Origin of the sequence: Pseudarthrobacter sp. YAF2 (assembly GCF_052113345.1) — a bacterium.
GTDB lineage: Bacteria > Actinomycetota > Actinomycetes > Actinomycetales > Micrococcaceae > Arthrobacter.
The window spans coordinates 69626-84695 of record NZ_JBFRDA010000007.1 but is presented as its reverse complement, the minus strand read 5'-3'; the positions used below and the strand labels follow the sequence as shown (position 1 = coordinate 84695).

Sequence of the window (15070 nt, the reverse complement as noted above, 5' to 3'; positions counted from 1 at the left end):
TCATAAGTCGACTGTTTACAGTCGGTAGTGGTTTCGATAGTACGGCAGAAAGCACGGCTCCGGCGGAGACCGGTGCCGTGCTTTCTCCATCCGCTTGTGCCTCTAGCCGAGTTCGGCCAGGACCTTGGCCACGATGCGGTCAACGGCCAGGCCGTAGCGGTCATGCAGTGTGGGCAGGGCGCCGGCGTCCAGGAACTGGTCCGGCAGTGCCACAGGAACCACGCGCTTACCCAGGCCCGCGGTGACGACGGCGGAGGCGACGGTTTCGAACAGGCCGCCCACCACGGAGTGGTTTTCCAGGGTGACGGCGAGGCGGTCCGTGTTGATCTCCGCAAGGACGGTTTCGGCGTCGAACGGCTTGATGGTGGGAGTGTGCACGACGGCGACGTCCACGTTGTGTGCCGCCAGGGCCTTGGCTGCCTCGAGGGCGCGCATGGTCATCAGCCCGGAGGAGATGAACACGACGTCGTTGCCGCCACGGAGGACCTTGGCCTTGCCGAGTTCGAAGGTGTAGCCGTACTCGTCCAGGACGGTGGGGACGTTGCCGCGCAGCAGCCGCAGGTAGGTGGGGCCCTCCGACGCTGCCAACTGCGGCACGGCCTGCTCGATGTCCACCGAGTCACAGGGGTCCACGATGGTCAGGTTGGGCATGCCGCGGAAGATCGCCATGTCCTCGGTGGCCTGGTGGCTGGGGCCGTAGCCGGTGGTCAGTCCCGGCAGGCCGCCAACGATGTTGACGTTCAGGTTGGGTTCGGCGGCGTCCAGGCACAGGAAATCGTAGGCGCGGCGGGCCGCGAACACCGAGTAGGTGGACGCGAAGGGCACCAGTCCCGTTTCGGCCAGGCCGGCGGCCGCGCCGAAGAGCAGCTGCTCGGCCATGCCCATCTGGAAGAACCGTTCCGGGAAGGCCTTGGCGAAGATATGCATGTCCGTGTACTTGCCCAGGTCAGCGGTGAGGCCAACGATTTTGTCGTTTTCCTGCGCAGCCTTGACCAGGGCGTGCCCGAACGGTGCGGAGGAGGTCTTCTGCCCGGGGTCGGCGAAGGAGGCGATCATCGCCGAGGTCTTCAGCTTCGGCTTGGCGGGCGTGGCCGTCGTCGTGGTGGTGCTCATGCTGAAGCCTTTCCTTCGTAACCGGCGGTGAGCTGCTCGCGGCAGGTCTGCCATTCGTGTTCTTCGATGCGCATGAAGTGCGCCTTTTCGCGGTCTTCCAGCAGCGGGACGCCGCGGCCCACCTTGGTGTCGCAGAGGATCACGGAGGGACGTCCGACGGCGGCGGCCTGGGCGGCTGCGTTGTCGAACGCTGCCAGTAGCGCGGCGACGTCGTTTCCGTCCACGCGCTGGGTGTACCACCCGAACGACTCCCACTTTTCAGTGATGGGCTCGGTGCGGAGCACGGTGTCCGTCTTGCCGTCCGCCTGCAGGGCGTTGATGTCCACCATGGCGGTGAGGTTGCCCAGCTGGTGGTGGTGCGCGCCCATGGCCGCCTCCCAGGTGGAGCCCTCGTCCAGTTCGCCGTCGGAGAGGAAGTTGAACACCCGGGCGTTGGAGCCCTGGTAGCGCAGGCCCAGGGCCATGCCGACTGCGATGGTCAGCCCGTGCCCCAGCGAACCGCCGGAGATTTCCATACCGGGGGTGTAGGTGGACATGCCGGACATCGGCAGCCGCGAATCATCGGAGCCGTAGGTTTCCAGCTCCTCGACCGGGACGATCCCTGCCTCTGCCAGGGCCGCGTAGTGGCCGATGGCGTAGTGCCCGGTGGAGAGGAGGAACCGGTCGCGGGCTTCCCAGTGCGGATCCTCGGCCTTGAACCGCAGCTGGTCCCCGTAGACGGTGGCGAGCATGTCCGCGGCGCCGAGGGCCTGGCCCACGTAGCCCTGGCCCTGGACCTCGCCCATGTTCAGGGCGTGGTGCCGGATGCGGTACGCGGCGGCGCTGATCTTGTCCACCCGCTCCGGGGTCACCGCAGTCTGCAGTGTCTGTCCCTGCGGGGCGGCGTCCTGGACGGTATCTGTAGGCATTGCTTGCTCCGTGATTCTCTGGTGCGTGGTGGTGGTCATTCAGGCGTTGACGGTGTTGGGGGTGCTTTTGGTGGCTTCGTCAGCCAGTTGGCGCTCCCGCTTGCCCCAAGTTTCCCGGGTGGCGATGGCGGCCCAGAGTCCGATCAGGGCGTAGGCGCCGAAGAGCAGTGCCGGTCCCATCCAGCCGAAGCTGACGAACAGCAGGGTGGTGATGAACGGCGTGAAGCCGGAGACCATGGCGGAGATCTGGTAGGCCAGGCTGGCGCCGGAGGCGCGGGTCTTGGCTTGGAAGAGCTCGGGGAACCATGCACCCTGGGCGCCGGCCAGTGAGTTCTGGCAGACCGCGTAGGAGATCACGATGGTGAGGATGATGGCGATGAACAGGCCGGTGTTGACCAGCAGGAACATTGGGATCGCGAACAGCGCGGCGAAGGCCGTGGACCAGACGTACAGGGGGCGGCGGCCGATGCGGTCTGTCAGCGCAGCCCAGGCCTGGGTGGCGAAGATGCCGATTGCCGAGGCGATGCAGAGGGCGACGAGGGTCTGGGTCTTGTCTGCCAGGTGCTGGCTGTTGAGGTAGGAAATCATGTAGGTGATGGAGACGGCGTAGCCGGCGGTCTCGGCGATGCGGAGGCCGATGCCCTTGACGATGTTGCGCCAGTCCGTCTTGATGACCTCGACGATGGGTGCCTTCACGATGGTGCCGCTGTCCTTGACCTCGTCGAACACGGGGGATTCGGGAACCTTGGACCGGATGATCAGGCCCACGATCACCAGCAGGATGCTGGAGAGGAACGGGATGCGCCAGGCAAGTTCACCACCGAGGCCGGCGCTCGCGAGGAAGGTCAGGTTGGCCAGCAGCAGGCCCACGGGGAAGCCGGCCTGGACGATGCCGGTGAACTTGCCCTTGCTCTTCCACGGCGCGTGCTCGTAGCTCATCAGGATGGCACCGCCCCACTCCGCGCCGAAGGCCAGGCCCTGGACGATACGGACAAAGACCAGCAGTGCCGGGGCCAACAGGCCGACGGCGGCGTAGGTGGGGAGCAGGCCGATGGCGAACGTTGCCAGGCCCATCAGGATCAGCGAGGCGACCAGGACGGGCTTGCGGCCCACCTTGTCACCGAGGTGGCCGCCGATGATGCCGCCCAGCGGGCGGGCGGCAAAGCCGACGCCGAGGGTGGCGAAGGAAGCAAGGGTTCCCGTGACGGGATCGCTCCCGGGGAAGAAAGCCGTGCCGAAGTACAGTGCGGCAGCGGTGCCGAAGCCGATGAAGTCATAGGTCTCAATCACGGCTCCCACGCCGGATCCGATGGCAACGCGGCGGGCGTCCTTGGTGCCGTGGACCGGACCGCGCATGGTCAGAGCATCTTTGCTCATGGTGGTTCCCTTTCGAAAAGCGGCTGAAGAAAGTCCGCCGCTGTCGACTGTTAACAAATGATATGTCCCAGTGTGACCCGCATCATCTTTACTGTCAACAGTCAACTTTGAGGGTTGACTGTTGACAGTTAACTTCGCTACTGTGGTGACCATCACTATCGCCCGGCACGAACCAAAGGATCAACGATGTTCCACTCCAGACTTGGGTGCTCGTCCATCAGCTTCCGGCACCAGGACCTGGGCAGTGCCCTGCGCACCATGAAGGCACTGGGTTTCGAGGAGATCGATCTGGGCGCCCTGCCCGGTGTGTGCGATCACGTCCCTTACGACCTGGATGCGGCGGCCGTGGCCGCGGTATCCGCGGAGGTCAACGCCTCCGGTCTCCGGGCGCGTTCCGTCAACGGCGACGTCGGGGACCTCAACAGGGTGCTGGACGCCGACGGCCAGGGTGCGCGGCAACGCCACCTCGACGCCCTGCTCACCCTGACCGCCAATATCGGCGCGAAAGCGCTTGTCCTCCCGTGCGGGGCCCTGGACCACAATCCTGTCCGGAGCGTCGACGAGGACCTGGACCTCATCGCCGGCCAGCTCATCGACGCGGCCGAACGCGCTGCCGGGTTCGGCGTCGAACTCTGGACCGAATCGCTGCACTTCCTGCGGTTCTGCTGGAACCTGGAACGCGCCGGAATGCTGGCGGACCGGCTGGCCGGATCCGGCGTCGGAATCGTCATGGACTTCAGCCACATCGTGGCATCCGGCGAGGACATCCAGACCTACCTGGACCGGCACGCCGGCCGCATCAGCCACGTCCACCTGCGCGATGCCGTGCCGGGAAACATCAACCTCAGCATCGGCAACGGGGACGCCGACTTCGCCGGGGGCTTGAAGCGGCTCGCCGCCGACGGGTACACCGGCCACTTCTCACTCGAACTGGAAACCCGGGACGTCACCAACGACGAACGCCCTGCGGCCGCCGCCAAAGCAGCCAGCTTCATCACCGACCTCATCTGAACCGCCCAGCTAAACCAAACAATTTCAAGGAGCACCACCATGACCGCCATCCAGCGCACCGCCGTCCTCACCGGAGCCACCTCGGACCGGGGCATCGGCATCACCACCGCCCGCCGCTACGCCCGTGAAGGCTGGGGCATCGTCATCCTGGACCTCGACGGCGAAAAGTCCGCCAAGGTCGCAGCCGAAATCGGCAACGAATTCAACGTCCCGGCCTTCGGCCACGAGATCGACGTCGCCAACGAAGCCTCCGTGAACGCTGCACAGGCCGCCGTCGCCGCCGAAGTCGCGGCCGGCAACCTCCCGCCCGTCGGCGCCCTCGCCAACATCGCCGGCATTACCTCCCCGATTCCGTTCCTGGAAACCACCCTCGAGCTGTGGCACAAGGTCATGGACGTCAACGCCACCGGCACCTACCTGGTGACCAAAGCCTTCCTGCCGGCCATGATCGAGAACGGCTGGGGCCGGATCGTGAACATGTCCTCCGTGTCCGCCCAGCGCGGCGGCGGCGTCTTCGGCAAGGTGCCCTACTCGGCTGCCAAAGCCGCCATCCTCGGCTTCACCAAGGCCCTCGCCCGTGAACTCGGCACCACCGGTGTCACCGTCAACGCCATCACCCCCGGCGCCGTGGACACCAACATCCGCGTGGGCAGCACCGAGGAACAGGAAGCCGCGATCAACGCCGGCATCCCGCTGGGCCGGAACGCCACCACGGAAGAAGTGGCCTCCGTCATCAGCTTCCTGTCCTCCGAGGACTCCGCCTACCTCACCGGCACCACCATCGACATCAACGGCGGCAGCCACATCCACTAGCAGCCACCACCAGCCCAGACCTGAAACCACCCCGGACGCCGGAGAACCCCACCATGACAAAGATCTTCAACGACCCCTCGGACTTCGCCGAGGAAGCCCTCGCCGGGTTCTGCGACGTCCACTCGGACCTGGTCCGGCAGGTTTCCGGCGGCGCCGTCCGCCGCTACCGGCCGGTGCAGCCCAAGGTTGCCGTCCTGGCCGGCGGCGGCTCCGGCCACTACCCGGCGTTCGCCGGGCTGATCGGCACCGGCTTCGCCGACGGCGCCGTGGTGGGCAACATCTTCACCTCCCCCTCGGCCCAGCAGGCCTACTCGGTGGCCAAGGCCGCCGAGTCCGGCGCCGGCGTCGTCTTCACCTACGGCAACTACGCCGGCGACGTGATGAACTTCGGCATGGCCAGCGAACGGCTGGCTGCCGAGGGCATCGCCGTCGAGAACGTCCTGGTCACTGACGACATCGCCAGCGCACCGCCGTCGGAATCCGCCAAGCGCCGCGGAATCGCCGGTGACTTCACGGTCTTCAAGGTCATGGGCGCCGCAGCCGAGAACGGCGCGGACCTGGCCGAGGTGGTCCGCCTGGGCCGCAAGGCCAACGAGCTCACCCGCACCATCGGCAGCGCGTTCGCCGGCTGCACCTTTCCGGGCGCCGAATCACCGCTGTTCACCCTTCCCGAAGGGCAGATGGGCCTGGGCCTTGGCATCCACGGCGAACCCGGCCTGCATGACACGGCCCTGCCGTCGGCCAAGGACCTGGGCGAGGAACTGGTGTCCCGGGTGCTCGCGGAAACGCCGGCCAACGCCGGCAAACGGATCGCCGTCATCCTCAACGGCCTCGGCTGCACCAAGCACGAGGAGCTCTTCGTCCTCTGGGGCACCGTGGCACCGCTGCTGCGCGCAGCCGGCTACACACTGGTGATGCCTGAAGTTGGCGAGCTGGTCACCAGCCTGGATATGGCGGGCGTCTCGCTGACCGTCACCTGGCTGGATGAGGAGCTGGAGCCGCTGTGGGCCGCCCCTGCGGAGACGCCCGCCTACCGCCGTGGCAACGCCGCCCTGGAGGCCGGGGCCCGGGGCGTTGAGGAAACGTACGACGACGGCGCAGACCAGGACGCGTTCGTCGCCTCAGAGTCCTCCCGCGAGTACGCCCGCGCCTGCGTTGCGGCCATCGCCGCCGCCCGTTCGTCGCTGCACGACGCCGAGGAGCGGCTGGGCAGGATGGATGCGGTTGCCGGTGACGGCGACCACGGCCGCGGCATGGTGCGCGGCGTGGACGCGGCCGCCGCGGCCGCGTCAGCTGCACTGGCCCGCGGGGCCGGTGCAGGTGATGTGCTGGCGGCAGCCGGAGATGCCTGGGCGGACAAGGCGGGTGGAACCTCCGGCGTCCTGTGGGGAGCTGGATTGCGGGCATTTGGCGAGACGCTGGGTAACTCCTCCGCGCCCGCACCCAGCGCCCTGGCCGCATGCGTGACCGCATTCGCTGACCGGATCATCCAGCTGGGCAAGGCCGAAACAGGGGACAAGACCATGGTGGACGCCCTGCTGCCCTTTGTCGCCGGGTTCAGCCGCGCGGTGGCTTATGGCGTGGAACCGGGCCGGGCATGGCAGGAGGCGGCACGTGAGGCGGCGGCCGCGGCGGAAGCCACCGCGGACCTCCTTCCCCTCAAGGGCCGGGCCCGCCCCCTTGCGGAAAAGAGCCTGGGCACGGCGGATCCCGGCGCGACCTCCCTGGCCATGGCCTTCGCCGTCATGGGACCGCACTTCACCGGCGGAGCCGGATCCGGGGGGACCCTCAAAACCACCGCTGCAGCGGCGGCCGCTGAGTAATGACAACGGAAGGAAACGCCATGGGGCTGCGGCTCATCGTCGGCGCGGATGAAGCGGGCGTCGACTACAAGGACAAGGTGCTGGCGGACCTGCGGCAGGATCCGCGGGTCAGCGAGGTCATCGACATCGGGGTCAACCGAAGTGACGCCCCGGACGACTTCACCAGGCCCTACCCTTACGTGGGCATCACTGCCGGCGAGATGATCCGGGACGGTGCCGCGGACCGGGCCATCCTGTTCTGCGGTACCGGAATCGGCGTGGCGATCGCCGCGAACAAGGTGGAAGGCATCCGCGCCACCGCCGCGCACGACTCCTTCTCCGTGGAGCGCTCGATCCTGTCCAACGACTGCCAGGTACTCACCATGGGCCAGCGCGTGGTGGGGATCGAACTCGCCAGGCGGCTCGCAAAGGAATGGATCGGCTACACATTCGATCCGGCGTCGGCCTCGGCTGACAAGGTGAAGGTCCTCACCGACTTCGAGTCCTGCTAGCACGCGGCCTGCAAGAGGGAACATGCTGTGCTTCAAAATGGCTGCCGTCCAGTTGCAGGTCCCGCCGCCGTGCGCTGGGCAGCGTCACCGGCCTTGAAGTGTTTGGCTCAGCCAGCCAGTTTTGCCCGCAGTCCTCCGATGATGACGTCGAGCCCGAACTCAAAGGCATGGCTTCCGCGCTCCGTAGACGGGCCTGCATGGCTGAGGGCGCGCTTCAGCGTGGGATAGCCTTCGGCAGGCGGATCCCAGACAACTTCGGGAGCCGCCAGGTCCAGTGCGGCGCCCAGCGCAAAGCTGTCGATCGTGGAAATGGCCGACACTACATCCCTGCCCCGGAACCCGGCAGCCTCCAGCGCAAGCGCCAGGTCCTCATACAGCCCAATGACCTCGGGGTCGGTGATGGACTGCAGCACCAGGAGTGGTGCCAGCCGCGGATGCCGCGCAAAAGCGTTCCGGTAGGCGCGGATAAGGACCCGCAGGGCGGCTTCCCAGTCCTGGTGGTGCACAGGGGGATATGGCTCCTCGGTGATGATCCGGTGCCTCAGCAGCTCCAGGATCTCGTCCCGCCCACTGACGTGGTTGTAAATCGAGGACTGGCTGACGCCGATCTTCCTGGCCAGCTTGGGAAAGCTGAAATCCCCGCTCTGATCGACCAGTTCCAGCGCGGCCGTCGTCAGGGCCTCCACGGAAATCAACGGGAGGGGCGGGCGGCCCATCGGTTCTCCTGACTGCAGCTCTCGGACATCGGATCCAGCCTAGCGGCACGACATAAATTCCCCGTTCCTAAAAAACTGTTGTGCTCTGCACTACTTGGTCCCATACTAAACGAAAGCCTTTCGTTTAAGTGGGCTCCAGGAAAGGACCGAGCTGTGCCTGAGACCAAAACCAGACCAAAGACGCCGTCCGCAGACGGCGCACTCAAACGCAACGCCCTGGGTACCGGAGGCATCGCCTTCCTGGTGATCTCGGCGGCGGCGCCCCTGACAGTGATGGCAGGCGTTGCCCCGGTGGCGATCGGAGTCGCGGGCATCGGCGCCCCTTCCGGTTACCTCCTGGCGGGCATCGTGCTGACCCTCTTCGCCATCGGATTCATGGCAATGACCCGCCATGTCAAAGCCTCCGGCGGCTTCTACACCTACATTTCCATTTCGCTGGGGAAGACCGTGGGGCTGGCGTCCGCCATCCTGGCGATCGTCTCCTACAACTGCCTCCAGATCGGCGTCTATGGACTCTTCGCCGTACAGACGCACGACATGCTGCAAGTCCTCTTTGGACTGGACGTTCCCTGGCCCGCTGTAGCCCTTGCCGCCGTCGTGGCCGTCTGGTTCCTTGGATACCGGGGGATCGACGTCGGCGCCAAGGTTCTCGGCGTTCTCCTGGTCGCGGAGACCGGTATCCTCGCCGTGATGGGTGCGGGCATCCTCGGCAGCGGAGGCGCGCACGGTATCAGCATGGAGTCCTTCAACCCCGGGCAGGCCTTTGGGCCGGGCGTCCTGGCGATCCTGGGCATCTGCTTCGCCGCCTTCATGGGTTTCGAATCCACAGTTCTCTACCGCTCTGAAGCCCGCAACCCGGACAAATCCGTCCCGCGGGCCATGTATATCGCGGTGGCATTCATGTCGGTCTTCTATGCCTTCATCGTCTGGGCAGTCATCCAGGCCTTCGGCGACGACAAGGTGGTTGAAGCCGCAGGGGAGCTGTCCGGCGGAATGTTCTTCCAGACCATCGGCCAGTACGTGGGGCCGTGGGCCGAAACCGCCATGTATGTGCTGATCGTGACCAGCGTCTACGCGTCACAGCTGGCCTTCCACAACGCCATCAACCGGTATGTCTACATGCTCGCCAAGGACGGTGTGCTGCCGGCCTTCCTTGGCCGCACTCACCACCGGTTCCGGTCCCCGCACCGCGCCGGGCAGCTGCAGACCCTGCTGGCCGCTGTGGTGATCACCATCTGCGCCATCCTCAACGCAGACCCCTACCAGCAGCTCCTGATCTGGGTAAACACTCCGGGGATCTTCGGAATCGTGGGTCTGCAGGGCCTGGTCTCCGTGGCCGCGTTCCTCTACCTCCGCCGCAACCCCGATGCTGCCAACAAAGTGCTGGCGCCGCTCAGCCTTGTCTCGGCCATCCTGCTCTTCGGCGTGGTCCTGCTCATCGCACTGAACATTGAACTCCTTACTGCCGCTGACGCCCTGACCAACACCGTCCTGATCCTGGTCACGCCGGTGGTGTTCGCCGCGGGACTGCTGGCCGCCCGGTGGGTGCGCCGCCGTCGTCCTGCCACCTTCGACCGAATTGGAAGCTTTGAAGAACATGAATCCTGACCTGATCATCCTGGCCGGCACGGTGCATACCCTGGACGGGGAGCCCGGCAGCCTTGCCCCGCAGGCGGTAGCCGTCCGAGGTGGGCGGATATCTGCACTCGGAACCCGGCAGGATGCGCAGTCCTGGGGTCCGGCCGAAATCGTCGATTTCGGCGACGCGGTCCTCACACCCGGCCTGGTGGACTGCCACGTCCATCCAGTCATGGGCCTGGACATGACACGTGGCTGCGACCTCTCCGGCATTACCGACCTCGCCGCCGTCCGGGCAATCCTGCGGGCGGAAGCGGAAGCGACCCCGGCAGGGGAATGGGTCCGCGGGTGGGGGCTGGATCCAAATGCTTTCGGCTCGGTACCGGTGCACCGGGAGCTGATGGACGACGTCGTGGCCGGCCGCCCGGCCCTGATCCGGCTGTTCGATGCCCATTCCGCCCTGGCCAGCACGGCTGCGCTTGAGCTCGCCGGAATCACCGGGCCCCGGCACTTCGACCAGGCTGCGGAGGTGGTGTGCGACGGCAAGGGCACACCCACCGGGCTCCTGCTCGAGGCCGCGGCCCTGGACCTGGTCCTAAAACACATGCCCCAGGAGACCTTCCAGGAACGGAAACGCCGGTTGGGCGGGCTCTTTGAGTCGTACTCCCGGGCGGGCCTGACGGGCATCCATGTCATGGACTGCGGGGAAGGAACCCTCGAACTCCTGGCCGCCCTGGAACAGGATCTCGCCGGCACCGGGCGCGGGCTTCCACTGCGCGTCCGGGTTTCGCCCTGGTGCATGCCGGGCAGCGACGAGGCTGAGTGGCAGCGGCTGGCCGCGCAGGTCGCGACTGCGCGCGGCGCCCGGTGGGAAGTGGCCGGGATCAAGCTGTTTGTTGACGGCACGGTGGACAACGGCACAGCGTGGCTTTTCGAGCCCGACAGCCACGGCCAGTCCATTGTCCCCTTCTGGCCCAGCCCGGAGGAGTACAACCGGGCCATCAGGTTTTTCGCCGGCCGGGGCATCCCCACCGCGACCCATGCCATCGGTGACGCAGGGGTAGCGGCCGTGCTGGCCGCTTTCGAGGGCCTCCCGGCGGACCTGCCCCGGGCGCCACACCGGATTGAGCACATCGAAACGGTTCCGGACGAACTTATCGAAAGATTCGCCAGGTCCGGCCTGATCGCCAGCATGCAGCCCAGCCATTGCACCCACTACTCGCGGGCAGACCAGACGGACAACTGGTCAACCCGGCTGGGGAAACAACGGGCTGACCGCGGATGGCGGTCCGCCGACCTCCGGTCGGCCGGCGTAACGCTCGCGCTGGGCTCCGATTGGCCTGTGGCCCCGTTCGAACCCCTGCCGATCCTCGCGGACGCCCAGCTGCGACGGCGGTCCGGCCATCCGGAGGAACAACCGATTAGCCCCGCCCAGGCCCTCAGCGCCCGCCAGGCGCTGGAAGGATATACCTCCCATGCCGCCAAAGCTGCAGGGGAATGGGCGGCGTCGGGTTCGATAACTGTTGGCAAACGTGCCGATTTCACCGTTTTCGACGTTGATCCGTTGTGTGCGGCGCCGGATGACCTGGCAGCGGCCCGCGTATTGGCCACTATGCTGGAAGGTCAGTTCCGGCATCTCGCCGTCGGAGTCGCGGGGTAACGGACCACCGCAGTGCGGCACCCGCCCCCGCTCGCAGGGGGCGGGCCGCCGGAAACCGGGGCCGGAAATGGCTGCCGCCCGGCTCCGGGGTACTCCTACACTGGGGTGATGATCACAGTCACCGGAAGTGTGGAAACCAACCTGTCCCCGGAAAAGGCCTTCGCCTTCCTGAGCGAGTTCGAGAACACCAGCAAATGGGACCCCAACACCCCCGTCATGGACAAGATCACGCCTGGACCGGTGGCGGTGGGGCACAAGTACCACGCCGAATCCGAGTTCCGCGGCAAACGCCAGGCCCTGACCTACGAGGTCATCGAACTGTCGGAAAACCACATCAAGCTCCGGGGCGAGAACAAGACCGTCACCTCGTTTGATTCCATCGACGTGAGCCCCAGCGGGACCGGCTCGGTGGTCAAGTACACGGCCGAGTTCAGCATCCACGGACCGGCCAAGATCATCCAGCCGCTGCTGAAACCCGCTTTCAATTCACTGCGGGACCCCGCCTTGAACGGGATCCGGGACACGCTTAACTCGCTGGCAGCGGGCTGACGGCCTCAAAAAACGCGCGGATCCCGCCGCGCGGGTCCGTCTCAAGGCGCGGCTCGTCGTCGAGCACCATGGTGCTGCGTCCGTGCCCGTACTCGGGCCACACGAGCTGTGCCGTGCCCGGTGATCCCGTCCGCGCAAAGGCCGCCCATGCCCCGCTCATCGCATCGCTGAGCTGCTGCGGTGCCCTGCCCCGGGTAAGGAAGGCCGCCTCCGGCGCGTCCAGGTGGCGGAAAACGAACGGGATCTCCAGCGCATGGCAGGCGCCGAGCTTGCCGCCCATGGCCGGGCTGCGCCACGTGAACAGGTAGGCAAAGTTCTTCCCGGCGGTTCCGGCGTGCGCAGCTGCGTGGCGTGCCGCCAGGAGCCGGTTGCTGGGCTGCCGGTACACGGAATCGGCAATGGCCGCTTCCAGGAGTTCCTTGCCTGCCGGTTCCCTGCCCAACAGCCGGCCGAGTGCCTCCGCGTAGCCGGCGGCGTGGCCGGCAGGAACCCCGGCGCCGGCCAGGACAGCGGCGGCACGCTCCGGGTAGCCGGGATCGGCGGGAGAGGGTGGGCGCATCTCCACCGCAAAAGAGCCCTCGTTGAGGTTGGTTCCGACCAGCAGGTCAACGCCGCTGTTCACCCCGTTCCGGATGCTGTCCAGCGGTGGCTCCGGCAACGACGGGGTCCCCACCGTGGGCTGGAAGGGCAGCGGGACCGCCCAGGACTCCGCGGCGGCGCGCTTGTCAAGGTCTTTTTGTGCGGCCAGCAGCTGTCCCACCGGGAGCGTGAGGAGTTCCGCGGCGCAGGAGGGGGAGAGTCCGCACAGCTCCAGGAACGCGGAGCTGACCTTCGAGGATTCCTCCGGTTGGCGGTACCGCTCGGCCGTTCCGCTTTGCATGATGGCCCGGTGGAAGAGCCCTTCCGACGCCGGCATGCCCAGCAGGGTGCCGATTGCCGCGGCACCTGCCGACTCGCCGAAGATGGTCACGTTTCCCGGGTCGCCGCCAAAGGCGCCGATGTTGCGGCGGACCCAGCGCAGGGCCTCCAGCTGGTCCAGCAGGGCCAGGTTGGACGAATCCCCGTACCGGTCACCGAGCAGGTCTGCCAGGTGCAGGAAGCCCAGCGCGCCCAGCCGGTAATTGATGGACACCACCACCGCGCCCGCCGCTGCGACGAGCCGGGCGCCGTCGTACATTGCATCACTGTTGGCGCCCATGAGGTAGGCGCCGCCGTGGATCCATACCATCACGGGTTTTGCCGGTCCGTCCGTCTCCGGCGTCCAGACGTTCAGGTTGAGGCAGGCGTCCTCGCTCCAGGTCCGGGGCACGGAGCCCGGAGGCGCCGGGGACTCAGGGTTCTGCGGTGCCGCGGGCCCGGCGGCGGTGCAGTCCAGGACCCCACCCCACGGCGCCACGGGCACCGGCGGCCGGAATCGGTTGGCGCCCGACGGCGGCCCGGCGTACGGGATGCCAAGGAACCGGTGGACGGTGGTCCCGCCGGTTCCAAGGGAGCTGCCGCGGATGGAACCGCAGGGGGTGGAGAGGATGGTCATGGTTGACAGATTACGTCGTGGCCCCGGCCCGGGGCGGCCTCCCCGCTGCTTAGCCGTGCGGGCCTCCCGACTGGGAGTCCTTCGGGGTGCGCAGGAGGAGCACGGCGGAACTGCTCAGTGGTGCCCGGAGCGGCAGGCCCTCGGCTGCGCAGCGCTCATTCACGGCCAACGCCAAGGCGTCCCGCTCTTTCGCCGACAGGGTGGCCTCGCCGGCGCAGTAGTCACGGATGAGCTGCTCGGAGGCGTCCCCGCCCAGCCCCACGAACTCGAGCCACAGCTGCCCGATATCCAGCCCGTGTTCTTTAATGACAGCCCCGGTCAGGGCTTGCTGGTCCACGGCATCCATCGTCCCGTCCAAGCCTTTAGTGCACTTCTTCCTCTGGACTTCGGAGCGGAAGCCGGGCTGGATGGGTGAGCCTCGTGTCCGGTCCTGGGCGGAGCTGGAGCTCGTGGCGAACTGCCAAAGGTCCATGGACTCGCCCGAACGCTACCTCCGCCACCTCTAGCTGCCGGAGGACCTTCGCCCCTAGGCAGGTAATGCCTGGACGCGGTCAACTTGAGTGTCCGGAGCAGGCAGCAATAAACAGGAGGCAGGGACCATGGGCGCGTGCGATGTCTGCGGCAGCAGCGAGGGCCGCATGTTCACCGTCAGTATGGGCAACCAGACCGGCACGTTCGACAGCTTTGAGTGTGCAATCCACATGATGGCTCCCGCCTGTGAGCACTGCGGCTGCCGGATCCTGGGTCATCCGGTGGAGAGTGAAGCAGGCATCTACTGCTGCCTGCACTGTGCCAAGGAGGCGGGAAATCCGCATCAGGCCGCCAAAGCCGAGCACTCGACCGTGGCCGTTCAGGCCCAAGGCGCCACAACCGGCCAGGGCTGACCAAGCCGGGAATTCTTAAGCGGAAACGGGGAGCCATGGCCGGTAACGGAAAGTACAAGATCGTGGTGGGGGCGGACGGATCGGAGCAGTCCCGGGCGGCAATGGACTGGGCAGTGCAGGAAGCCAGGCTCCGGAAGGGCGAGGTGCAGGCAGTGACCGCCTGGAACTTCCCCTACGTCAGCGATGCCCTCGGCACTGCCTGGGATTACGAGATCTTCCAGAAAGACGCCCAGGCCATCCTGGAGGCGGAGCTGGAACGCGTCAAGGACCAGGACGTGGCCATCACCGGCCGCATCGTGGAGGGCAACCCGGCCTCGGCGCTCATCGAGGCGTCCAAGGACGCCGACCTCATAGCGGTGGGCTCGCGCGGCCACGGCGGATTCAGCGGAATGATGCTTGGCTCCGTTTCGCACCAGACCATCCACCACGCGCACTGCCCGGTGCTGGTCATCCGCGAACCGGGCGTCGACTAGGACGCCCGGCGGGTTCCGGGCATTCTGGCGCAGGTTCCGGCCGACGACTTGGGCGGACTGGGACCGAGCCGCCGGGTTGTTCCACCAGGCGCCGAAGGACCTGCGCCCGGAGCCTTTCGTCCAGGCTGCCTTAGGCGTAG

General features: G+C 66.9%; 15 protein-coding genes. 9 read left to right on the top strand and 6 right to left on the bottom strand.

Going from position 1 to position 15070, the window contains the following annotated elements:
• Positions 1–102 precede the first annotated feature (102 nt).
• Genes AB4Y79_RS09060 through AB4Y79_RS09050 form a run of 3 tightly spaced genes read right to left on the bottom strand, consistent with a single transcriptional unit; the run spans position 103 to position 3398 of the window.
• Positions 103–1113, bottom strand: a complete 1011-nt coding sequence (locus AB4Y79_RS09060; RefSeq protein ID WP_441860570.1) for a transketolase family protein — start codon at positions 1111–1113, stop codon at positions 103–105.
• A complete protein-coding gene (locus tag AB4Y79_RS09055) occupies positions 1110–2021 on the bottom strand; it encodes a transketolase (protein ID WP_441860569.1) in 912 nt (303 codons plus the stop codon). Before AB4Y79_RS09055 ends, AB4Y79_RS09060 begins: the two co-directional genes overlap by 4 nt.
• 39 nt (positions 2022–2060) lie before the next feature.
• Complete coding sequence (locus AB4Y79_RS09050; RefSeq protein ID WP_441860568.1) at positions 2061–3398, bottom strand: MFS transporter; 1338 nt, start codon at positions 3396–3398, stop codon at positions 2061–2063.
• Between the two features lie 186 nt (positions 3399–3584).
• On the opposite strand from AB4Y79_RS09050, the gene AB4Y79_RS09045 reads away from it, so the two are divergent.
• Genes AB4Y79_RS09045 through AB4Y79_RS09030 form a run of 4 tightly spaced genes read left to right on the top strand, consistent with a single transcriptional unit; the run spans position 3585 to position 7536 of the window.
• Positions 3585–4409, top strand: a complete 825-nt coding sequence (locus AB4Y79_RS09045; protein ID WP_441860567.1) for a sugar phosphate isomerase/epimerase family protein — start codon at positions 3585–3587, stop codon at positions 4407–4409.
• 39 nt (positions 4410–4448) lie between these two features.
• On the top strand, positions 4449–5222 hold the full coding sequence (locus AB4Y79_RS09040) for an SDR family NAD(P)-dependent oxidoreductase (RefSeq protein ID WP_441860566.1): 774 nt from the start codon (positions 4449–4451) through the stop codon (positions 5220–5222).
• Between the two features lie 53 nt (positions 5223–5275).
• Positions 5276–7045: a dihydroxyacetone kinase family protein gene (locus AB4Y79_RS09035; protein WP_441860565.1), complete on the top strand. Its 1770-nt coding sequence runs from the start codon at positions 5276–5278 to the stop codon at positions 7043–7045.
• Positions 7045–7536: an RpiB/LacA/LacB family sugar-phosphate isomerase gene (locus tag AB4Y79_RS09030; RefSeq protein WP_441860564.1), complete on the top strand. Its 492-nt coding sequence runs from the start codon at positions 7045–7047 to the stop codon at positions 7534–7536. Before AB4Y79_RS09035 ends, AB4Y79_RS09030 begins: the two co-directional genes overlap by 1 nt.
• A 107-nt stretch (positions 7537–7643) precedes the next feature.
• Here AB4Y79_RS09030 and AB4Y79_RS09025 read toward each other — a convergent pair whose 3' ends face one another.
• On the bottom strand, positions 7644–8252 hold the full coding sequence (locus tag AB4Y79_RS09025; protein ID WP_441860563.1) for a TetR/AcrR family transcriptional regulator: 609 nt from the start codon (positions 8250–8252) through the stop codon (positions 7644–7646).
• A gap of 153 nt (positions 8253–8405) precedes the next feature.
• On the opposite strand from AB4Y79_RS09025, the gene AB4Y79_RS09020 reads away from it, so the two are divergent.
• The 3 genes from AB4Y79_RS09020 (at position 8406) to AB4Y79_RS09010 (ending at position 12039) form a co-directional block, all read left to right on the top strand.
• Entirely contained in the window at positions 8406–9860 is a 1455-nt protein-coding gene (locus AB4Y79_RS09020; protein ID WP_441860562.1) for an APC family permease, read from the top strand.
• Positions 9850–11490 (top strand): amidohydrolase, encoded by a 1641-nt coding sequence (locus AB4Y79_RS09015; protein WP_441860561.1) that lies wholly within the window; start codon positions 9850–9852, stop codon positions 11488–11490. The genes AB4Y79_RS09020 and AB4Y79_RS09015 overlap by 11 nt, the downstream gene beginning before the upstream one ends.
• Before the next feature lie 108 nt (positions 11491–11598).
• The gene (locus AB4Y79_RS09010; protein ID WP_441860560.1) at positions 11599–12039 is read left to right on the top strand and encodes an SRPBCC family protein; all 441 of its coding nucleotides are present in this window, start codon (positions 11599–11601) and stop codon (positions 12037–12039) included.
• Here AB4Y79_RS09010 and AB4Y79_RS09005 read toward each other — a convergent pair.
• Positions 12017–13573, bottom strand: a complete 1557-nt coding sequence (locus AB4Y79_RS09005; protein ID WP_441860559.1) for a carboxylesterase/lipase family protein — start codon at positions 13571–13573, stop codon at positions 12017–12019. The two genes, AB4Y79_RS09010 and AB4Y79_RS09005, sit on opposite strands and share 23 nt — an antisense overlap.
• Before the next feature lie 49 nt (positions 13574–13622).
• Positions 13623–14045, bottom strand: a complete 423-nt coding sequence (locus AB4Y79_RS09000) for a hypothetical protein (RefSeq protein WP_441860558.1) — start codon at positions 14043–14045, stop codon at positions 13623–13625.
• A 127-nt stretch (positions 14046–14172) separates the two neighbouring features.
• Here AB4Y79_RS09000 and AB4Y79_RS08995 point away from each other — a divergent pair, with 127 nt between their 5' ends.
• The gene (locus tag AB4Y79_RS08995; RefSeq protein WP_441860557.1) at positions 14173–14457 is read left to right on the top strand and encodes a hypothetical protein; all 285 of its coding nucleotides are present in this window, start codon (positions 14173–14175) and stop codon (positions 14455–14457) included.
• A 35-nt stretch (positions 14458–14492) separates the two neighbouring features.
• Complete coding sequence (locus tag AB4Y79_RS08990) at positions 14493–14930, top strand: universal stress protein (RefSeq protein WP_441860555.1); 438 nt, start codon at positions 14493–14495, stop codon at positions 14928–14930.
• Positions 14931–15070 lie beyond the last annotated feature (140 nt).